This window comes from Blautia coccoides, from assembly GCF_034355335.1.
In the GTDB taxonomy this organism is placed as follows: domain Bacteria; phylum Bacillota; class Clostridia; order Lachnospirales; family Lachnospiraceae; genus Blautia; species Blautia producta.
The window spans coordinates 5,831,649-5,850,084 of record NZ_CP136422.1 but is presented as its reverse complement, the minus strand read 5'-3'; the positions used below and the strand labels follow the sequence as shown (position 1 = coordinate 5,850,084).

At 46.5% G+C, this 18,436-nt stretch carries 18 protein-coding genes; all 18 read left to right on the top strand.

Going from position 1 to position 18,436, the window contains the following annotated elements; all coding sequences use genetic code 11:
• Positions 1-21 precede the first annotated feature (21 nt).
• The 18 genes from BLCOC_RS26340 to BLCOC_RS26255 all read left to right on the top strand — a co-directional run bounded on the left by BLCOC_RS26340 (position 22) and on the right by BLCOC_RS26255 (position 18,349).
• A complete protein-coding gene (locus BLCOC_RS26340; protein WP_029471494.1) occupies positions 22-849 on the top strand; it encodes an ABC transporter permease in 828 nt (275 codons plus the stop codon).
• Positions 849-1,622, top strand: a complete 774-nt coding sequence (locus BLCOC_RS26335) for an ABC transporter permease (RefSeq protein WP_049924672.1) — start codon at positions 849-851, stop codon at positions 1,620-1,622. The genes BLCOC_RS26340 and BLCOC_RS26335 overlap by 1 nt, the downstream gene beginning before the upstream one ends.
• Positions 1,592-2,356, top strand: a complete 765-nt coding sequence (locus BLCOC_RS26330) for an ABC transporter ATP-binding protein (protein ID WP_115623869.1) — start codon at positions 1,592-1,594, stop codon at positions 2,354-2,356. The genes BLCOC_RS26335 and BLCOC_RS26330 overlap by 31 nt, the downstream gene beginning before the upstream one ends.
• Positions 2,357-2,375: 19 nt before the next feature.
• Positions 2,376-3,119, top strand: a complete 744-nt coding sequence (locus BLCOC_RS26325; protein ID WP_115623868.1) for an ABC transporter ATP-binding protein — start codon at positions 2,376-2,378, stop codon at positions 3,117-3,119.
• Between the two features lie 40 nt (positions 3,120-3,159).
• Positions 3,160-3,936: an SDR family NAD(P)-dependent oxidoreductase gene (locus BLCOC_RS26320; protein WP_115623867.1), complete on the top strand. Its 777-nt coding sequence runs from the start codon at positions 3,160-3,162 to the stop codon at positions 3,934-3,936.
• Between the two features lie 12 nt (positions 3,937-3,948).
• Positions 3,949-4,782, top strand: coding sequence for a transketolase (locus BLCOC_RS26315; protein WP_115623866.1), 834 nt, complete (start codon positions 3,949-3,951; stop codon positions 4,780-4,782).
• Positions 4,779-5,723, top strand: a complete 945-nt coding sequence (locus BLCOC_RS26310; RefSeq protein WP_207660199.1) for a transketolase family protein — start codon at positions 4,779-4,781, stop codon at positions 5,721-5,723. The genes BLCOC_RS26315 and BLCOC_RS26310 overlap by 4 nt, the downstream gene beginning before the upstream one ends.
• Positions 5,720-6,742: a zinc-dependent alcohol dehydrogenase gene (locus BLCOC_RS26305; protein WP_115623864.1), complete on the top strand. Its 1,023-nt coding sequence runs from the start codon at positions 5,720-5,722 to the stop codon at positions 6,740-6,742. Before BLCOC_RS26310 ends, BLCOC_RS26305 begins: the two co-directional genes overlap by 4 nt.
• 2 nt (positions 6,743-6,744) lie before the next feature.
• Positions 6,745-7,416 carry a ribulose-phosphate 3-epimerase gene (locus BLCOC_RS26300; RefSeq protein ID WP_165907280.1) on the top strand — a complete coding sequence of 224 codons (672 nt, stop codon included), beginning with the start codon at positions 6,745-6,747 and terminating at the stop codon, positions 7,414-7,416.
• 5 nt (positions 7,417-7,421) lie between these two features.
• A complete protein-coding gene (gene araD / locus BLCOC_RS26295; RefSeq protein ID WP_115623862.1) occupies positions 7,422-8,168 on the top strand; it encodes an L-ribulose-5-phosphate 4-epimerase AraD in 747 nt (248 codons plus the stop codon).
• Between the two features lie 97 nt (positions 8,169-8,265).
• Positions 8,266-9,135 carry a triose-phosphate isomerase gene (locus BLCOC_RS26290; protein ID WP_115623861.1) on the top strand — a complete coding sequence of 290 codons (870 nt, stop codon included), beginning with the start codon at positions 8,266-8,268 and terminating at the stop codon, positions 9,133-9,135.
• Positions 9,132-10,574, top strand: a complete 1,443-nt coding sequence (locus tag BLCOC_RS26285; protein ID WP_115623860.1) for a lactate racemase domain-containing protein — start codon at positions 9,132-9,134, stop codon at positions 10,572-10,574. Before BLCOC_RS26290 ends, BLCOC_RS26285 begins: the two co-directional genes overlap by 4 nt.
• 476 nt (positions 10,575-11,050) lie before the next feature.
• The gene (locus BLCOC_RS26280) at positions 11,051-11,455 is read left to right on the top strand and encodes a DUF4430 domain-containing protein (protein ID WP_115623859.1); all 405 of its coding nucleotides are present in this window, start codon (positions 11,051-11,053) and stop codon (positions 11,453-11,455) included.
• A gap of 21 nt (positions 11,456-11,476) precedes the next feature.
• Positions 11,477-11,995 (top strand): hypothetical protein, encoded by a 519-nt coding sequence (locus BLCOC_RS26275; protein WP_018595413.1) that lies wholly within the window; start codon positions 11,477-11,479, stop codon positions 11,993-11,995.
• A gap of 159 nt (positions 11,996-12,154) precedes the next feature.
• Positions 12,155-13,381: an amidohydrolase gene (locus BLCOC_RS26270; protein ID WP_115623858.1), complete on the top strand. Its 1,227-nt coding sequence runs from the start codon at positions 12,155-12,157 to the stop codon at positions 13,379-13,381.
• Positions 13,382-13,571: 190 nt separating this feature from the next.
• Entirely contained in the window at positions 13,572-14,963 is a 1,392-nt protein-coding gene (locus tag BLCOC_RS26265) for a glutamate synthase-related protein (protein ID WP_115625499.1), read from the top strand.
• Between the two features lie 187 nt (positions 14,964-15,150).
• Positions 15,151-16,893, top strand: a complete 1,743-nt coding sequence (locus BLCOC_RS26260; protein ID WP_165907281.1) for a cache domain-containing sensor histidine kinase — start codon at positions 15,151-15,153, stop codon at positions 16,891-16,893.
• A complete protein-coding gene (locus tag BLCOC_RS26255) occupies positions 16,886-18,349 on the top strand; it encodes a response regulator transcription factor (RefSeq protein WP_029471480.1) in 1,464 nt (487 codons plus the stop codon). The genes BLCOC_RS26260 and BLCOC_RS26255 overlap by 8 nt, the downstream gene beginning before the upstream one ends.
• Positions 18,350-18,436 lie beyond the last annotated feature (87 nt).

The window sequence follows — 18,436 nt, the reverse complement described above, 5'->3', positions numbered from 1 at the left end:
GGTGCTTATGAGGTAAGAACTATGAAAGAAACAGAAAAAATTGTGAGTTCTGTTCAGATTGAGGAGAAAAAGAGAGCTAAAGAAAAAATACATCTGTTTTTGATCTCAGCAGCCAGTGTCATTATATTTCTGGGAATTTGGGAGACGGCAGTGCGGCTGGCCTGGGTAAATCCTCAGTTTGTATGTTCTCCATCGGAGGCCTTCCTGGCATTTGTGGACAAACTCACTCAGCCGAATCCTGACGGGGCAGTCCTGGGGGTACATATCTGGGAAAGTTTAAAGCTGGCATTGATAGGTTATGTGGCAGCAGCAGTTATAGGAGTGCCTTTGGGGCTTCTTCTTGGATATTATCATACATTTGACCGGTTAGTAAACCCTATTTTTGAGATCATCCGTCCAATTCCTCCCATCGCCTGGATTCCATTGTCTGTTATCTGGCTGGGAATAGGAACTACGGCAAAATGTTTTATCATTTTTCTGGCTGCCTTTGTTCCCTGTGTGATCAACTCTTATACAGGTGTGAAGCTTACAAATTCTGTACTGATCGATGTGGCGAAGACATGCGGGGCAAGCAGGTGGAAGATTTTTATCACAGTCTGTACCCCTTCAGCTATGCCCTTGGCATTCACGGGTATCAGGGTGGCTTTGGGCAATGCCTGGTCCACTCTGGTTGCGGCAGAAATGCTCTCTGCCACTGCGGGATTAGGTTATATGATCCAGCAGGGGAGAGCGCTTGGAAGATCAGACATAATCATCGTTGGTATGCTTACGATCGGTGTCATAGGAGCTGTTCTCACGGCTGTTCTGAATAAATTGGAGAACAGGGTGATCAGATGGAGGGCCAAATAATGGAGAGACGTAAGATAAAAGACATTTGCCTGACATGTATATCCCTTATTGCCTTGGTTGTTCTATGGGTGATCGTTTCCAACAGTAAGCCTGATTTCTTTCCCACTCCTCAGGCGGCTTGGGAGAGATTTGTAAAGATGGCGGAAAAGCCCATCAGTAAAACTACGATCATGGGCCACATTTGGATCAGTCTGAAAAGAGTTTTGACTGCCCTTGTGCTGGCGGTTGTCTCAGGTATCGGTATCGGCCTGATCATGGGGTGGAGTAAAAAAGTGAACGCTGTGCTGAGTCCTATTTTGACGGCTCTGCGTCCGATCCCTCCTATTGCCTGGATACCACTGGTGATTCTATGGTTTGGAGTCGGTGAATTTTCAAAGGTTCTCCTGGTCTTCATAGGCGCGTTTTTTCCGGTGGTATTAAATACGGCTACCGGTGTGAGTATGGTGGACCCTATGTACTTAAATGTAGGCCGTGTGTACAATGCAAATACCTTCCAAATGCTGCGCCATGTGGTTATGCCGGCAGCTCTCCCGGCTGTCATGGCGGGAGTAAAGATTGCGCTGAGCAGCGGCTGGATGGTTGTTGTGGCGGCAGAGATGATAGCCAGTAAATCAGGACTTGGCTTCCTGATCACAAGAGGCAATGAGAGCTATGATGTGGCTCTTGTCCTGTGCGGAATGATATTGATCGGCCTGGTGGGCGCAGTTTTAAGTGCGGTCTTTACATTGATGGAGAGGTGGTTATGTCCGTGGACAGAAAAGAAAAACGGGTAAAATTAACATTAAAAAATATATCAAAATCCTTTTATGCCAGAAAGGAAATCTTCGAGGCCGTGAGTAATATTTCCATTGATGTCTACGAAAACGAATTTCTTGTCATACTGGGGCCTGGACAATGCGGGAAAAGTGTACTGCTGAACATGATAAGCGGACTGGAGGAGCCTACAGCAGGAGAGGTAATGTTCCCAAACAATGACGAAAAAAAAGTGGGTTTTGTATTCCAGAAGACAGCGGTATTTCCCTGGAAGACGGTCATGCAGAATGTGGAATTCTCCCAGGAGCTGAAAGGGGTCAATAAAGCGGAGCGAAGAAAACAGGCAGAGTATCTGATCGAGCTGGTCGGACTAAAGGGATTTGAAAATTCCTATCCGCGTCAATTGTCAGGAGGGATGAAGCAGAGAGTGGGAATCGCAAGAGCTTATTGCAGTAATCCGGATATTCTACTGATGGATGAGCCTTTCGGGGCACTAGACGCGCAGACACGGTATCAGATGGAGGAGGAAGTGCTGAGGATCTGGGAGAAGGAAAAACGCACGGTGATTTTCGTCACAAACAACATTGAGGAGGCTGTATATCTGGGAGACAGGATCATTCTGCTCAGTGAGTGTCCTGCGTCAGTGAAAGAAATTTATCCTCTGGAGGCCCTTCAACGTCCAAGAGATTATGTGGATACAGAGTTTCTCAAAATGAGGGAAACCATAGAGAAAAATATGGATTTGGCATTATAAAAGAAGGCAGGATACACATATGGGAGAAGAGGTAAAGGTAAGGGTAGAAAACCTGACAAAGTGTTTTGGGGATTTAAGGGTTCTTGATAAGGTTTCCTTCCAGATTAAAAAAGGTGAGTTTGTATGTATTGTGGGTCCTACAGGCTGCGGAAAGACAACGTTTTTGAGGCTTTTGACAAAGCTCACAGAGCCGACGTCAGGAGAAATATACATAGACGGTGAGCCGGCGGATCCCCGGAAACATAACTTATCTTTTGTGTTTCAGGAACCTTCGGCATTTCCGTGGCTGACTGCAGAAGAAAACATCCAATATGGACTGAAGATCAAGAAAAGGCCGGCTCGGGAGATAAAAGCGCAGTCCGATAAGATCATTGGCTTATTGGGATTGGAGAAATTCCGAAAAGCATATCCCCATGAGATGTCAGTTAGTATGGAGCAGAGAGTGGTGATCGGCAGGGCTTTTGCCATGAATCCCGACTTACTGCTGATGGATGAGCCGTATGGTCAGATGGATATTAAAATGAGATATTTTCTGGAGGATGAGGTGATAAAGCTTTGGAAAGCAACAGGCAGTACGGTTTTGTTTATCACACATAATCTGGAAGAGGCAGTATACCTGGCAGAGAAAATACTGATTTTATCTAATAAACCTGCCAGGATAAAGGATGAGGTGTTTGTGGATCTGCCGAGGCCGAGAGATATTGCAGACGAAAAGTTTGTTGAGATCAGGAAAAAAATAACAGAGGAGATTAAGTGGTGGTAGACAGCGATCGTTATGTGTGGGGGAATACGGAGGACAAAACATGAAAAATCTCAAAGGGAAGAAAGTGTTGGTGACTGGGGGTGCGCAGGGGATCGGCTTTGCAGCCGCACAGTGTTTTGCCGAAGAAGGCGCGGATGTTTTTATAGCAGATATCAAGCTTGAAGATGCGGAGACAGCGGCGGAAAGACTGCAAAAGGAATATGGCATTACCAGCAGAGCATATATGCTGGACGTTGGTGACAGGGACAGTATCAGCTCTTGTTTTAGGACATACAAAAATGAACAGCAGACTCTGGATGTTTTGATTAATAATGCAGGTATCCAGATTCGCAGCCCATCTCTGGAATTTTGTGAAGAGAAGTGGGACCTGCTTATGGATATCAACTTAAAAGGTGCCTTCTTTTGTGCCCAGGAGGCAGCAAGTATGATGAAAGACGGGGGCGGCTCTATTGTAAATATTTCGTCAGGAACTTCTACGGAGACCCTGCCCGGAAGAGCGCCGTACTGTATCAGCAAGGCCGGGATCAACGGCATGACTGCTGTACTGGCAGCCGAGTGGGCAAAATATCACATTCGGGTAAATGCGGTTGCGCCGGGTTGGATCCTGACCCAGTTATTAATAGACGGGATAAGTATGGGGATTGTCAGCGAAAAGCAGATAAAGGCAGCCGTTCCTATGAAAAGGCTGGCTGATGTCAGGGAAATTGCAGAGCCTGTAGTTTTTCTGGCATCAGAGGAGGCCAGTTACGTGACAGGCCAGACTTTGTTTGTGGATGGGGGACAGACGGCTCTGGGACTGCCCGATATGGAGTTTTGAGGAGGTGTGTAAATGAGACTGCAGGAGAGAGAGCAGGAAGTGCTCAGACATGTTCAGGAAATACGGAAAAATACAGTGATCAGTCTGCACAGTGCAGGTTCCGGTCACCCGGGCGGAGCGTTGTCTATAGCGGAGATGTTGGCAGTACTGTATTTTTATGAGATGAATGTCAGCCCGGACAAGCCGGCAGAGGAAAACCGTGACCGTTTTGTTTTATCAAAAGGCCATGCAGCGCCTTCCTACTATGCTGTATTGGCAGAAAGGGGATATTTTGAGAAAAGTGTTCTGACTACGCTTAGGAAAATGGGGAGTATTCTTCAGGGGCATCCGGATATGAAAAAAGTACCGGGGGTTGACATGTCAACAGGCTCCCTGGGGCAGGGGATATCTGCAGCATGCGGCATGGCTCATTATGCAAAGAGAATGGGCAGAGACTACAGAGTTTATTGTATCATAGGGGACGGCGAAATGCAGGAAGGGCAGGTATGGGAGGCATTTATGAGCGCAGGGCATTTTAAGCTGGATAATCTTGTGGTGCTTTTAGACAACAACAACCTGCAGATCGACGGAAGAGTGGATGAGGTTATGTCTGTATATCCTGTGAAAGAAAAGCTGCAGGCTTTTGGATGGGAAGTGGAGGAGACAGACGGGCATGATGTCAAAGGGCTTATGGATTCGCTGGACCATGCCAGACAGGTAAAGAATAAGCCTTTTTTTATCATAGCAAAAACAATAAAAGGCAAAGGAGTATCTTTTATGGAGAACCAGGCAGGATGGCATGGGGCTGCTGTCAATGACGAACAGTTTGAGCAGGCTATGAAAGAGTTGGGGGAGGAATGCATATGAGTTCAACGAGAGAAGCATATGGTGCTGCACTGACAGAACTGGCAGATAAATACGAGTTTTTTGTTTTTGATGCGGATTTGTCAAAAGCCACTCAGACCGTCCATTTTGCAAAAAAATATCCCGGCCGATTTACAGATATGGGCATTGCTGAGTGTAATATGATGGGATATGCGGCAGGGTATGCTGCCAGCGGAGCGGTGGTATTTGCAAGTACATTTGCAGCGTTCGCGGCAGGCCGGGCTTATGACCAGATCAGAAACAGCATAGCCTATCCAAACCTGAATGTGAAGATTGCAGCTACCCACGGCGGTGTATTGATCGGTGCCGACGGCGGTTCTCATCAGTGTGTGGAAGATTTGGCCCTTATGAGGGCAGTTCCAAATATGACAATTCTCTATCCTGCAGATACCACAGAAACAAAAAAATGTGTGGAAGAGGCGATCCAATATAAAGGACCCGTTTATCTCCGGTTCGGAAGACTGGATTCTCCGGAAATCTATACAGGAAACAGGGTATGTAGAGCAGGGATCGGAAAAGGTACTTTAGTAAATGAGGGACAGGATATAACCATCGTGGCTGTGGGGGATCTGGTCAGCAGAGCTTTGGAAACTGCCCGGATAATGGAAAAGGACGGTATCTCCGCCGATGTCATAGATATGGCATCTGTCAAGCCTATGGATGAAGATCTGCTTTTGGAATCTGTAAAAAAGACAGGGTGTGTAGTGACTGCAGAAGACCACAATGTACTGGGGGGATTAGGAGGGGCGGCCAGTGAAGTGCTCTCCAAAAAGTATCCGGTACCGGTAGAAATGATTGGGATACAGGATGAATTTGGCTGTTCAGGAAAGCCTGAAGAGCTGGCTGAATATTACGGGCTGACCAGTAAAAATATTGTAGATGCTGTATATAAAGTAATAAAAAGAAAAGAAGGGAAATCATGAGAAAAATTGTTTTTGAAGGTCCGAAAAGAGCAGTGATCCAAGAAGCTGAGAGACCAGTGTGCGGAACCGGACAGGTATTACTGAAGATGAAACGGGTTGGAGTATGCGGTACAGATATTCAGGTATTTGCAGGAAAAAACAGATATATGGAATTCCCTGTTGTACCGTTCCACGAGGGGATCGCTGTGGTTGAAGAGACAGGGGAAGGTGTGAATGATATAGCACCGGGCTGTCTGGTGACGATCCGCCCTATTCTTAGCTGCAATACGTGCTATTCCTGCAAAAAAGGCAGAAAAAATGCCTGTATGAACTTTAATTCATTGGGAGTTCAGTCCGATGGTCTTGGCGCAGATTATTTTGCAGTCAGCAGGGAATATGTATATCCGCTTGAGCAGGATGCGGATCTGGACAAAGTTATTTTTATCGAACCCTTTGCCGTGGGGGTACATGCGGCTTATCAGGGCGGAGTGAAGGGGAAAGCAGTTTTAGTTGTGGGAGGCGGTACAATAGGAAATTTTACAGCCCAGGCATGCAGACTTGCCGGTGCGGAAAAGACCGCGGTCTGTGATATCAGTCAGGATAAGATTCGGATGGCTGAGAAGTCGGGGATTGACTTTGCGGTTAATACATCAGAGCTTACCCTGGTACAGGCAGCGCAGAAATGTTTCGGGGGTTTTCCTGATGTGATCATTGACTGCGCAGCGGTGCCGGCAGTTTTTTCCCAGATCTTAGAGATGGCAGGTAAGACGACCGATATTGTGATAGTTGGAAATTACAGTGTTTTGGTGGAAACAGACATTGCAAAAATCCAGAGAAATGAACTGACGGTGAAAGGATGTATCACATACCGAGAGGAAGATTTTATAAGGGCAAAGGAGTTGATAGAGGAGGGCAGTGTCTATCTGGAGGGTTTTATATCAAAAAGGTATTATTTCTCCCAGGTCCAGGAGATGATGGAGCAGGCATTGGAGAATAAAGGGATAAACATGAAAACGATCATGGACTTTGAGGAGGAATGAGAATGTATCATATTGCACCTACAATGCTGTGTGCAGACCTTTTCCAAATGAGAGAAAGCATGGACGTTCTGGATAAGCTTGGGATCGACTGGTTTCATATAGATGTTATGGATGGAAATTTTGTGCCGAATTTTGCATTTGGTACGGATTTTCTGAGACAGATGACAGCAGTGGGGAAAAGTCCTTTTTACCTGCATCTGATGGCTGTCCGGCCGGAGGACTACGTGGATTTGTATGCTAAGATCGGAGTGAGATATTATTGTTTTCACTATGAAGCGGCTAAGAACCCGTTTCGGCTGTGCCGGCAGATCAGAGCGCTGGGGATGAAGCCTGCAATTGCTTTAAATCCGGCTACGCCCATCAGTGCTCTGCAGGATTTGATTCCCTATCTGGAAGCGGTGACACTTATGTCAGTGGAACCTGGGTTTTCGGGGCAGAGTTTTATGGATTTTACATACCGCAGAATAAAAGAGTTAAGGGAAATGGCAAAAGAATATAAGCTTTTGATCGAGGTAGACGGCGGTGTAGATAATGATATCGCAAAGAAGTGTATGGATGCGGGCTGTGATGTTGTGGTAGGAGGATATTTTACAATATTTCAGAAGAAAAAGTCAATAGAGGATAATTATAATGCGTTTCAAATGGCTGTAAAAGAATGCCGGACCGGGAGATGAGCAGTATGGAGTTGAAAGAGTTAAAACAAATGGTAGTGGAGGCAAATAAGGAACTGCCCCGTCGGAAATTAGTCAAGTATTCCTGGGGGAATGTGAGTGCAGTGGACCGAGAGAAAGGTGTTATTGTCATAAAACCTGTTGGGGTGCCTTATGAGGAACTGACAGAGGAAAATATCAGTGTTGTGACAATGGATGGAAAAATACTGGGGGAATCCTGGACTCCATCTGTGGATTTGGATATTCACAGGGCGGTTTATGAGAATTTTTCCGGTGTCAATGCCATTGTCCATACACACTCCACTTATGCCACAATCCTGGCTCAGCTTAGGCGCCCGTTAGTCTGCTTTGGGACTACACATGCAGACTATTTTGCGGATGATATTCCATGTGTCAGAGAGTTAGAGGAGAGAGAGGTCCTTGATAGGTACGAATGGAATACAGGAATGTCTATTGTTGACTACTTTAAAGAAAACCATATTTCTCCGGAGGATATTCCGGCTGCCCTCACACCGGGACATGGCCCGTTTACATGGGGAAAAGATGTGTGGGACGCTGTTCACAAATCAGTTGTGTTGGAAGAAATAAGCAAAATGGCGGTTTGTATGTTATGCATAGACAAAAATGCACAGCCTTTGAAACGGTCGGTGGCAGACAGACATTATAACAGAAAACATGGGGCTGATGCGGCATTCACAAAAGATGATTATGGGCATGGGATGGTACAGAGACAGACGGATGTGGAGATGCGTTGATACAGAGACAGACGGATGTGGAGATGAATCGATGCAGAGGCAGAAGGATGTGGAGATAAGTTGATACAGAGACAGAATGATTGGGGGGATTCAAAGGATGAAGTATATATTTGCGAACTTAAAGCGGTTCGATATACCAAAGGAAATGGACGGAATTAATGGTTTGGCGCCGGTCAATAAGTGGGGAAGCTGTCTGACCAAGCAGATTCGTGAGACTATGAACCAATATGGTGATCAGGCAGAAATTGCTGTTTTCTATCCGGAAGCCTATCTGCTTCAGGCGGCGGAGGCAAAAGGTGTAGAGGATAAATGGAAGATAGGAGTGCAGGGCGTTTACCGGAAGGATACGGAAAGAGGAGGAAATTTTGGCGCATTTACCACCAACAGAACGGCTAAAAGCGTAAAATCCATGGGATGTGAATACGTTCTGATCGGACACTGTGAGGAGCGCATGGATAAAGCCGGAGTTCTGGCTGAGGCGGGAGTTGTGGATCCCGGAGCTGTGAACAGAATTTTAAACGAAGAGATATCCTGTGCGGTAAAGGCAGGACTTTCCGTTTTGTATTGTGTGGGAGAGACAGAGGAGGAACAGGACAAATGGCAGGAGGTGATCGGGCAGCAGCTGGATGTGGGGCTGGGTCAGGTAGAACTGTCCCGGGTCGCTGTGGCTTATGAACCTCTTTGGGCAATAGGGCCAGGGAAACCTGTCCCGGATGCTGATCACATTACAAAGGTGGCCAAATTTATTAAATCACGCACAGGCGGCTGTCCGGTGATATACGGCGGCGGACTGAAAGAGGAAAATGCCCGGATGCTGGCAGAAATCCCGTGCGTGGATGGGGGACTTATCGGGTTGACAAAGTTCAGCGGTGATATTGGATTTTATCCGGCGGGTTTTGCTGTCATCGTAGAAAAATATCTGGGAGAAGGTAATGGAGAAGATAAGGGAGAAGGTGAAAGGGTATGAAACTGGAGTTTGAATATGGTACAGGTACCATGATGGCTGATCTGCCGGATGAACTGACGGACGTTTTTATTCCGGGCATAACGGTTTCTGATCCTGCTTGTATTTCCAGAAATCAACTGGTAAATAAGACAAGGGAATCTATTTTACACCCTGTAGGAATGCCGCCCCTTTCAGAGTTGGCTGGTAAGGGCAGTACAGTGACAATAACCATTCCCGATATAGTAAAAGGAGGGTGCCAGCCTACTTCCCATAGAAAGCTTGCGGTTAAACTGATTCTGGAAGAGTTATATAAGGCCGGGGTGGAGAAAAAAGATATTCTTCTGATATTTTCCAATGGACTGCATCCCAGAACTAATAAAAAGGAGATGCAGCAAATTCTGGGAGATGAACTTTTTCACGAATTTTACTATTCTCATCAAATCATCAGTCACGACAGTGAAGATTATGAGCACCTGGTTGATCTAGGCTGCACAGAACGCGGCGACAGGGTTTTGATGAATAAGTATGTTTATGATTCGGATGTACCTGTTTTGATCGGGCATACCCAGGGGAATCCCTATGGCGGTTATTCCGGCGGGTATAAGCACTGCGCAACAGGAATAACACACTGGCGGAGTATTGCGTCACATCATATTCCAGATGTGATGCACGGAAGTGATTTTACACCGGTCAGTAATCATTCTCTCATGAGGACAAAGTTCGATGAGATTGGCATGTATATGGAAAAATGTATGGGCAGAAAGTTTTTCTGCTGTGATGCTGTCCTGGACTCCATTTCCCGGCAAATAGAAATCAACAGTGGTTATGCAAAGGAAATGCAGCCGCTCTCATGGCAGACAGCAGACAAAAGGACATATGTGCCATGGGCGGAGAAAAAATACGATGTGATGCTGTTCGGCATGCCGCAGGATTTCCATTACGGTGATGGTATGGGAACGAATCCGATCCAGATGATGCAGGCTTTGTCGGCACAGATCATCCGCCATAAGAGGGTGATGAGTGACAATTGTGTGATCATATGTTCTTCTATCTGTAATGGATACTTTCACGATGAACGCTGGCCATATCTGCGGGAACTATATGAAATGTTCCAGCATGATCATATGAATATACTTCCGGATATGGACAAGTACGGGGAGTATTTTGCTACGAATGAGGAATATATAAGAAAATACCGTTTTGCCGGTGCATTTCATCCTTATCATGGATTTTCTATGATGAGCTGCGGTCATATAGCAGAAATGAATACCTCTGCGATATATATCGTTGGTGCGCAGGAGCCTGGAATTGCAAGGGGGATGGGGTTAAAGACTCGGGCCACTTTTGAGGAGGCATTGGAGGATGCTATGAAAAAATATGTTGGGGTTAAGCCTAATATTCTGGCTTTGCCGCTGGCCTTTAAGAGGGCTTCAGTGCATCTTTGTATGAAAGAGGAGTAAAGGAAGGAAATATAAGCGTGGGAGCGGAAAGCGGGGAACATGAAGTTCTCCGTTTTTTTGTGGGATTTTTATTATTGTCCATACAACCACAATTCGGTGAAGCGCGCTGCCTGGCATGGAGTGAACGGTAACTCATTATTATGATTTGTATAAAATGCAGGTGTAAAGAGGTTTGACACCTTATAAGCCGGTGTGTTAAGATGAATTTAATTAAAGTGGTGGGAGAGTAGGATATCCACTGCGAAATAAAACAACGAAGTCTGTCATTAGGGGAATCAGGTGTAAATCCTGAGCGATGTGGTCACTGTAAGTGGGAATTAGAAATCCCATGAGCCAGAATGCCTGATGCCGGATGGAATGAAGCTTCCGAACAAAGCCATGCATTCTGGATTCTCTATAGAAACATATACTGATTCGGAAACGGACCGGCCACGGAAGCGGGTCTGTTTTTTTACGTTTAGAGGAAGGAGAAGAACATGAAAGAGAAAAGCAGCACCAAGAAAATCGTAATAGGAGCAGCCGCCCTGGTCATCGTATGTGCAGCCCTGCTACTCATTTACAGGAATTTCATGCCAAAAGGTATGGAAGGAGAAAAAACCATAACAGTAAAGGTGGTACACGGAGACGGCAGCGAGAAAGATTTTAAGTACGGGACAAACGAAGCATATTTAGGAGCTGTTATCCAGGAGAATAAGCTGGTGGAAGGTGAGGATGGACCTTACGGGCTTTTCATGACATCGGTGGATGGAGAGAAAGTGGATGATTCCAAACAGCAGTGGTGGTGCCTGACAAAAGGCGGAGAACAGGTCAATACATCAGCGGATCAGACGCCCATAGAAGACGGGGATACATTTGAACTGACCCTGACGGAAGGCTATTGATTGAAAGGATGCGATATACCAATGAAAACAAGGTCTCTTGTTATTATGGCAATGCTGACAGCCATTCTGTTTCTGGGACAGGTATGCATGGCATTTCTTCCTAATATTGAAGTGGTTACATTGCTGGTGATCCTGTACACACAGGTGTATAGGAAAAAGGTTTTCTTCATTATCTATGCGTTTGCACTGCTGGAAGGTGTGTTTTACGGCTTCGGCCTCTGGTGGTTTAACTACCTGTATGTCTGGAGCATCCTGGCACTGATCGTTCTGTTGGTGCGAAGTGAGTCACCCCTTGTGTGGAGCATGATCTCAGGAGCCTATGGCCTGGCCTTTGGCTTTTTATGTGCGCTGCCCTATTTTGTGTCAGGCGGTGTGGGCGGCGGTCTGGCCTATTGGATCTCAGGTCTGCATTTTGACGTGCTGCACTGTGTCGGCAATGTAGTGGTCTGTCTGGTATTATACAAGCCGCTGTATTATATTTTGAAGAAGCTTGAAAACAGCCGGCAGGTCAGTGTACACTCAAGTCCTCAGATCCATTAGAGGATGCCGAGGGCTGCTGACAGATTCGTGAACACCAAATTCCGGATTCATTTTGCCTTAATACTATTTTACCACATACCTTGCAGGAACTTGGGGGAATACGAAAAGCCTCCTTTGCGGATACTAAAGAAATCAGGTATCTGTAAAGGAGGCTGTTTTATGCTGATCATAAATGGAAAAATATTTACAATGACCGGAAAACCGGTAGACTGCGGATATGTAAGAACCGAAGGCGAGGTTATTACAGAGGTGGGAACAATGTCTTCCCTGGACAGGAGACATAAGGGAGAAGAAGTTCTGGATGTGGACGGTGCCTGGGTGATGCCCGGGCTGATCGAAGCTCATGCCCATATCGGGATTTCGGAGGAGAAGTGGGGGGCTATCGGGGATGACTGTAATGAGCAGACCAGTCCTGTGACACCGGCTCTGCGGGCAATTGACGCTGTGAATGCCATGGACCCGGCATTCCATGACGCCATCAAAGCAGGGATCACTTCTGTCATGACCGGACCGGGAAGTGCCAATGTAGTGGGAGGACAGTTTGTCTTTATGAAGACGCAGGGGCGGTGCGTGGACAATATGGCCCTCCTTGATCCGGCAGCTATGAAGGCAGCGCTGGGGGAAAATCCCAAAACCGTTTATGGGGACCAGGGAAAATGTCCCTCTACCAGAATGGGAGCGGCAGCGCTTTTGCGCAGAACACTGACGGAGGCTGTACAGTACAGGAAGGACAAGGAGCGGGGCAGACTGGACAGGGAAGATTTTGATATAGAACCGTGGATGCCGGTTCTTCAGAAGGTGATCCCATTGAAGGTACATGCGCACAGGGCAGATGATATTCTGACCGCGATCCGTATTGCAAAGGAATTTAACATAGATATCACCATAGATCACGGCACAGAAGCCCATCTGGTGGTGGATGAGGTGAAAAAATCAGGATTTCCTGTGATCGTGGGCACGGACTTGACTTCACGTTCCAAATTGGAAGTGCAGAATATGAGTTTTAAGACTAATAAAATATTGGCGGAGGCAGGCGTGCTCATTGCCGTGACCACAGATCATCCGGTGGCACTGATCCAATATCTGCCCCTGTGCGCAGGCCTTGCCGTGAAAGAAGGGCTGCCTATGGAGGAAGGCCTGAAAGCCATCACCATTAATCCCGCAAAAATATGCCGTGTAGAACAGAGGGTGGGAAGTCTGGAAGCCGGAAAAGACGCAGATATTGCCATTTTCACAGGAAATCCTATGGAGATTTTTACAAAGACGCTTTATACCATTATAGATGGTGAAATTATCTATAACGGAATGAGAGAGGAAGAATCATTTTCTGATACCCAGGGAAGAACAGTAAAAGATATGAAAAAAAACGAGCAGGGGGATAATTAGTAGTATTCTGCAGTCCGCTGTGGTAAGATAAATTATAAGGATTCAGTGGGTCTGCGCATTTACTGCGCGCTGGCCGTAAGAAGGCTTTTTGCCTATAACTGTAAAGGTACTGAACAGATACGATGAATTTATCATAGGCGGACTGCAGCTTTATGCCTGTCAGACCGCAGGGACAAAGGAGGATGTAAGTGTGGCAAAATTCAAATGCAGTGTATGTGGGTATATTTTTGAAGAGACAGAGGAAAAAAAGTTTACGGACTTAAAGCAGTGTCCTGTATGTAAGCAGCCGGCTTCCGTATTTGTACGCATAGAGGAGGAAGAGGAGGTGCAGGCACAAAAAAGTCCGGATGAAGGCACTCCCCTTGATTATCCCCCCGAATATGTGCGCCGTGATGCTTCCTGCCGCTACATGGCAGAAATCCATCAGATGGCAGTCACCGGAAAACCGATCATCGAAGCCATGGGCACGCAGATGAAAATGCCCAATTGGGATGATATCCTGATACTGGGCGCCCAGCTCAATCCTCCGCCGCTTATGGAGAACGAACCGGTGAACACCACTACAGTCATTGGTAAGCATGCCAAGAAGCCAATGGTTCTGGATATGCCGGTCTACATATCCCATATGTCCTTCGGGGCTATGTCAAAGGAGATGAAGACATCTCTGGCAAAGGGCAGCGCCATGGCCGGGACTGCCATGTGCAGCGGAGAGGGAGGTATTCTGCCTGAGGAAAAAGCGGCTGCATATAAGTACATATTTGAATATGTTCCAAACCACTACAGTGTTACGCCTGAGAATCTGTCCACAGCGGATGCCATAGAAATTAAAATCGGCCAGGGTACAAAGCCGGGAATGGGCGGCCATCTGCCTGGTGAAAAGGTGACACCTGAGATTGCGGCCATCAGGAATAAACCTCTGGGGCAGGATGTCATCAGTCCGTCCAAATTCCCTGACGTGAATACAAAAGAGGATTTAAAGGCGCTGGTGGATCAGCTCAGAATGGCCTCTGGAGGGCGCCCCATAGGGATCAAGATCGCGGCGGGGAAAATAGAGAAGGATTTGGAATATTGTGTGTTTGCAGCACCTGATTTTATCACAATTGACGGCAGAGGAGGGGCTACCGGGGCCAGCCCCAAATTGGTGCGGGACTCCACCAGTGTGCCTACGATCTATGCGCTTCACAGAGCCAGAAAATATTTGGACAGTGTGGGTGCTGAGATCGATCTTGTCATCACCGGCGGTCTGCGAGTGTCCTCGGATTTCGCAAAAGCCATTGCCATGGGCGCGGACGCCGTGGCCATTGCCTCAGCAGCCTTGATCGCTTCCGCCTGTCAGCAGTACCGCATCTGCGGTTCCGGCCAGTGCCCCGTAGGTGCGGCAACCCAGGACCCGGAACTCAGGCAGCGCCTGAAAGTGGATGCGGCAGCGAAAAGGACAGCAAATTTTCTGAACTGTAGCAAAGAGGAGCTGAGAACCTTTGCCAGAATCACAGGGCACAGAGATGTACATGAACTGAATGTGGAGGACTTGTGTACCATCAGCCGTGAGATTTCAGAATACACGGATATTGCCCACGCCTGACAGCTTTTACAGAATAAATAATGTTATAAAAACAGAATGAAAAACCATATAGACATATAGAGTGGGAGAAAGCAGTTTACTGCTTTCTCCTGTTTTTTATGATTGTAAACAATACAGCTTTGGTTATATAATTTATGTTATGTCGAATAATGACGAATATGGTCGCAAGCCAAGATTGGGGGATGTTATGAAGAGCAGAAAAAAATTGGGGCGCAGCATTATGGATATGGGACTGAGACAAAAGACAGTGGCTCTGGCTATGATGTTTTTCGCTGTGGTGGTCGTCTTGTCCAGTGCCACTTTTTTTACCATATACGAAAATATGAGGATAGAGACCACAAAAAAGGCTGTGGAAAGCCTTACGGCGCAGAAAAAAGAGGAGGTGGAATCTTATTTTGACAACCTGGAAAGTTTGGCCTACAGCATAGGATTCTCTTCCTGGATGCAGACCCTGTTCCAGCCCAAAAGTCTGGACACGCGCACCATGCAGGAGGTCTCTGAAAATATCGAATATTTTCTGGGAACCATATCAGGGATGAATGAGGGGGTCCGTCTGGCTGCCATCATGGACAGCGGAGAACGCCTTCAGGGGACATCACCTTTTCATCTGGATTACTCTGTACACCTGGAAAGAAAGAGCTGGTACCCTGTATTCCTCTACAATGGAAAATACATTGAGGAAGGAGAGGGGAAAGGACTGTATACAAAGGGCCAGGGGTGGTATATGAACATCTATTATCCCATCAACAACCAGTATTCTCTTGAACAGGAAGGTATCCTGGCTGTCACGCTGCCTGTGCAGAACATTCTGCGTTTTACAGATATGGGGGCAAAGGGTGAATACATGACTATAAAAAACAGCAGTGGAAAAGTCATAGCCTCCAGTCTGCCTGAAAAGATATCAGAAGAGATAGAGAAAAGGCCTTCCTATTACAGCAAAAGAACAGCGGAGATTGATATAGGAGGGGAATTCTGGACAGCGGAGGTGATCCTGGACACATCAGGTCTTGCTGTGGACAGCAGGAACATCTGGCTGGGTTTTGGAGCAGCTCTTCTGCTGGCAGCAGTGTTCTTTTTACTGGCATCCGTCATGTTCTCCAGATACCTGACAGTGCCTATTCTGGAATGCAGGCATGCCATGACAAAAATCCGCAACAACCAGATGGGTATCACCATGGAAAACCATTACCATGACGAGATCGGAGAACTGATAGACGGATTTAATGAGATGTCCTGTTCTATCTGTGACCTGATAGAAAAGAACAGAGTGATCAGCACTCTCCAGAAAGAAACAGAATACCAGATGCTGCTGCAGCAGATAAATCCTCACTTTTTATATAATACACTGGAGATCATAAACGGTCTTATATTGAGCCACGAGGAAGAGTCAGCGGTGAGTATCTGCGAGAATCTGGGAAGTATGTTCCACTATAATCTGAAGCAGGAAAAATGGATCAGTGTGAAGGAGGAGATGGCCTACTTTCGCCAGTACCTCCTTATCATGAAGTATAAAATCCCCGGACTGTCTGTCTTCTGCCAGACAGAGGAGGAGGTGGAGAAGAAAAAGATACTCAAGGCAGTCCTGCAGCCACTGGTGGAAAACTGTATCAGACATGGATTTGCACAGAAGACAGAGGAATGCTGTATATCTATATCTATTGAGAACCAAGACGGGAAGATGTGCATTTCCATTATGGACAACGGCAGAGGAATTTCCAGGGAAAAATACATCAGCCTTGTAAAGGAACTGCAGGATATCAGGGATAACCCAAACCAGAGAAAAGAATCATCCGCGCACATTGGTATCTGGAATGTGTTCCACAGGCTGTACCTGGAGTATGGAGACGCCATGGACTTCCAGATCATATCTAAAGAAAACGCGGGGACAAGAATACAGATGGTACTGCCGGGGGAGGACGAACATGATTAAAATATGCATTGCCGACGATGAAGAATATGTATTGAAGAGCATACGCCGCAGGATTGAACAGTCCGGTCTGGATGTGGAGATCGCAGGCACGGCGAAGAACGGAGTGGAAGCCTATGAGCTGTATGAAAAGGTAAATCCGGACATTTATTATGTGGATATCAATATGCCTCTGTGCAGCGGACTGGACTTTGTGGAGAGAGTCCGAACGCTGGATAAGAACAGCATAACAAAGTTTATAATTGTCAGCGGCTATGATGATTTTGCCTATATGAAAAAGGCCATAAAAACAGGTGTTGTGAATTACATTATGAAGCCTATTTCCCAACAGGAATTTATGGATACCCTGAGGGAGGCGTGTGAGGATATTGAGGCGCTCAGGGAAAAGCAGATAGAGGAGTACGGAAGGCAGTGGGAGTTTTTTCAGGACTACATGGAGCGCCGGGAGAAGTTTTCTGGGACAGCCCTTTTGTTTTATGGAGAGGATGTTCTGGCGGGCATCAGGGAAGCCGCAGAGGGACTGAGGGAAATTCTGCATGAGAAGATTTCCCATGATTCTTGGGATCATATCCGATTCCACGGAAGTGAGCATCTGGCCATGCTTCTGGGTTCCGATGTGTGGCTGAATGAAAAGCAGATCTGCGCGCTGTGGGAGGAGACAGGAAAATATCAGGAGGTATATCTGGCGTATAAAACGGGTAGAGATATGAAAGTGACGGATATGGCAAATACTCTGGAGTACGCCATGCTCGGCAGGTTTTTCCCCGGTGCCCTTCATATTATGGAGGCGGACAGGCCTGCGGATCGTGGCGGAGAGATGAACCTGGAAGTTCTTGACAGGGCTATAGAGAATACAAGAGAAGAAAAGTGGGAGGAAGAGGTGGAGAGCGCTTTTGATGAAATCTTTGCGCACAGAGACAACAGGGGCCTTTTAAAATCCTTTTACCATTCCGTTTTGATCCTTACTGCCAATAAATATACCCAGCACAATTTTGAGATCCCTGAAAAGCTCAAGACAGAGCTTTATCCGTTTTCCCTGATGAACTGCGCAGATCAGGAGGAAATACGCCATAAGGTGAAGGGCTATATCAGGATGATACACGAGAAGATAGCCGGAGAGTCTGAAAAGGACGGCCTTGTGCAGCAGGTGATCCGATTTCTGGAGACACATTATACGGAGGACATCAGTCTCACAGATGTAGCAAATGAATTTTTTGTGGTACCCAACTACCTTGCAAAGAAGTTCAAAGAAAAGAAGAATATGACAGCCATGCAGTATCTGGAGAATTTCAGGATGGAGAAGGCTGCGGATTACCTGAGAAACACAGAACAAAGTGTCACGGAGATCGCCGGTAAAGTGGGATATAACGATGCAAATTATTTTACACGTACCTTCAGAAAACGGTACGGTATATCCCCCAGGGAGTATAGAAACAGGCAGAGGGTGGATTTGTGCTAGTTATTGGAAGGAAATGTACTAGTTTGGAAAAGCCTGTTTTTATAAAATGAACTTATCAAACAGAGGAACAGTAATAAGAAGGAGGAA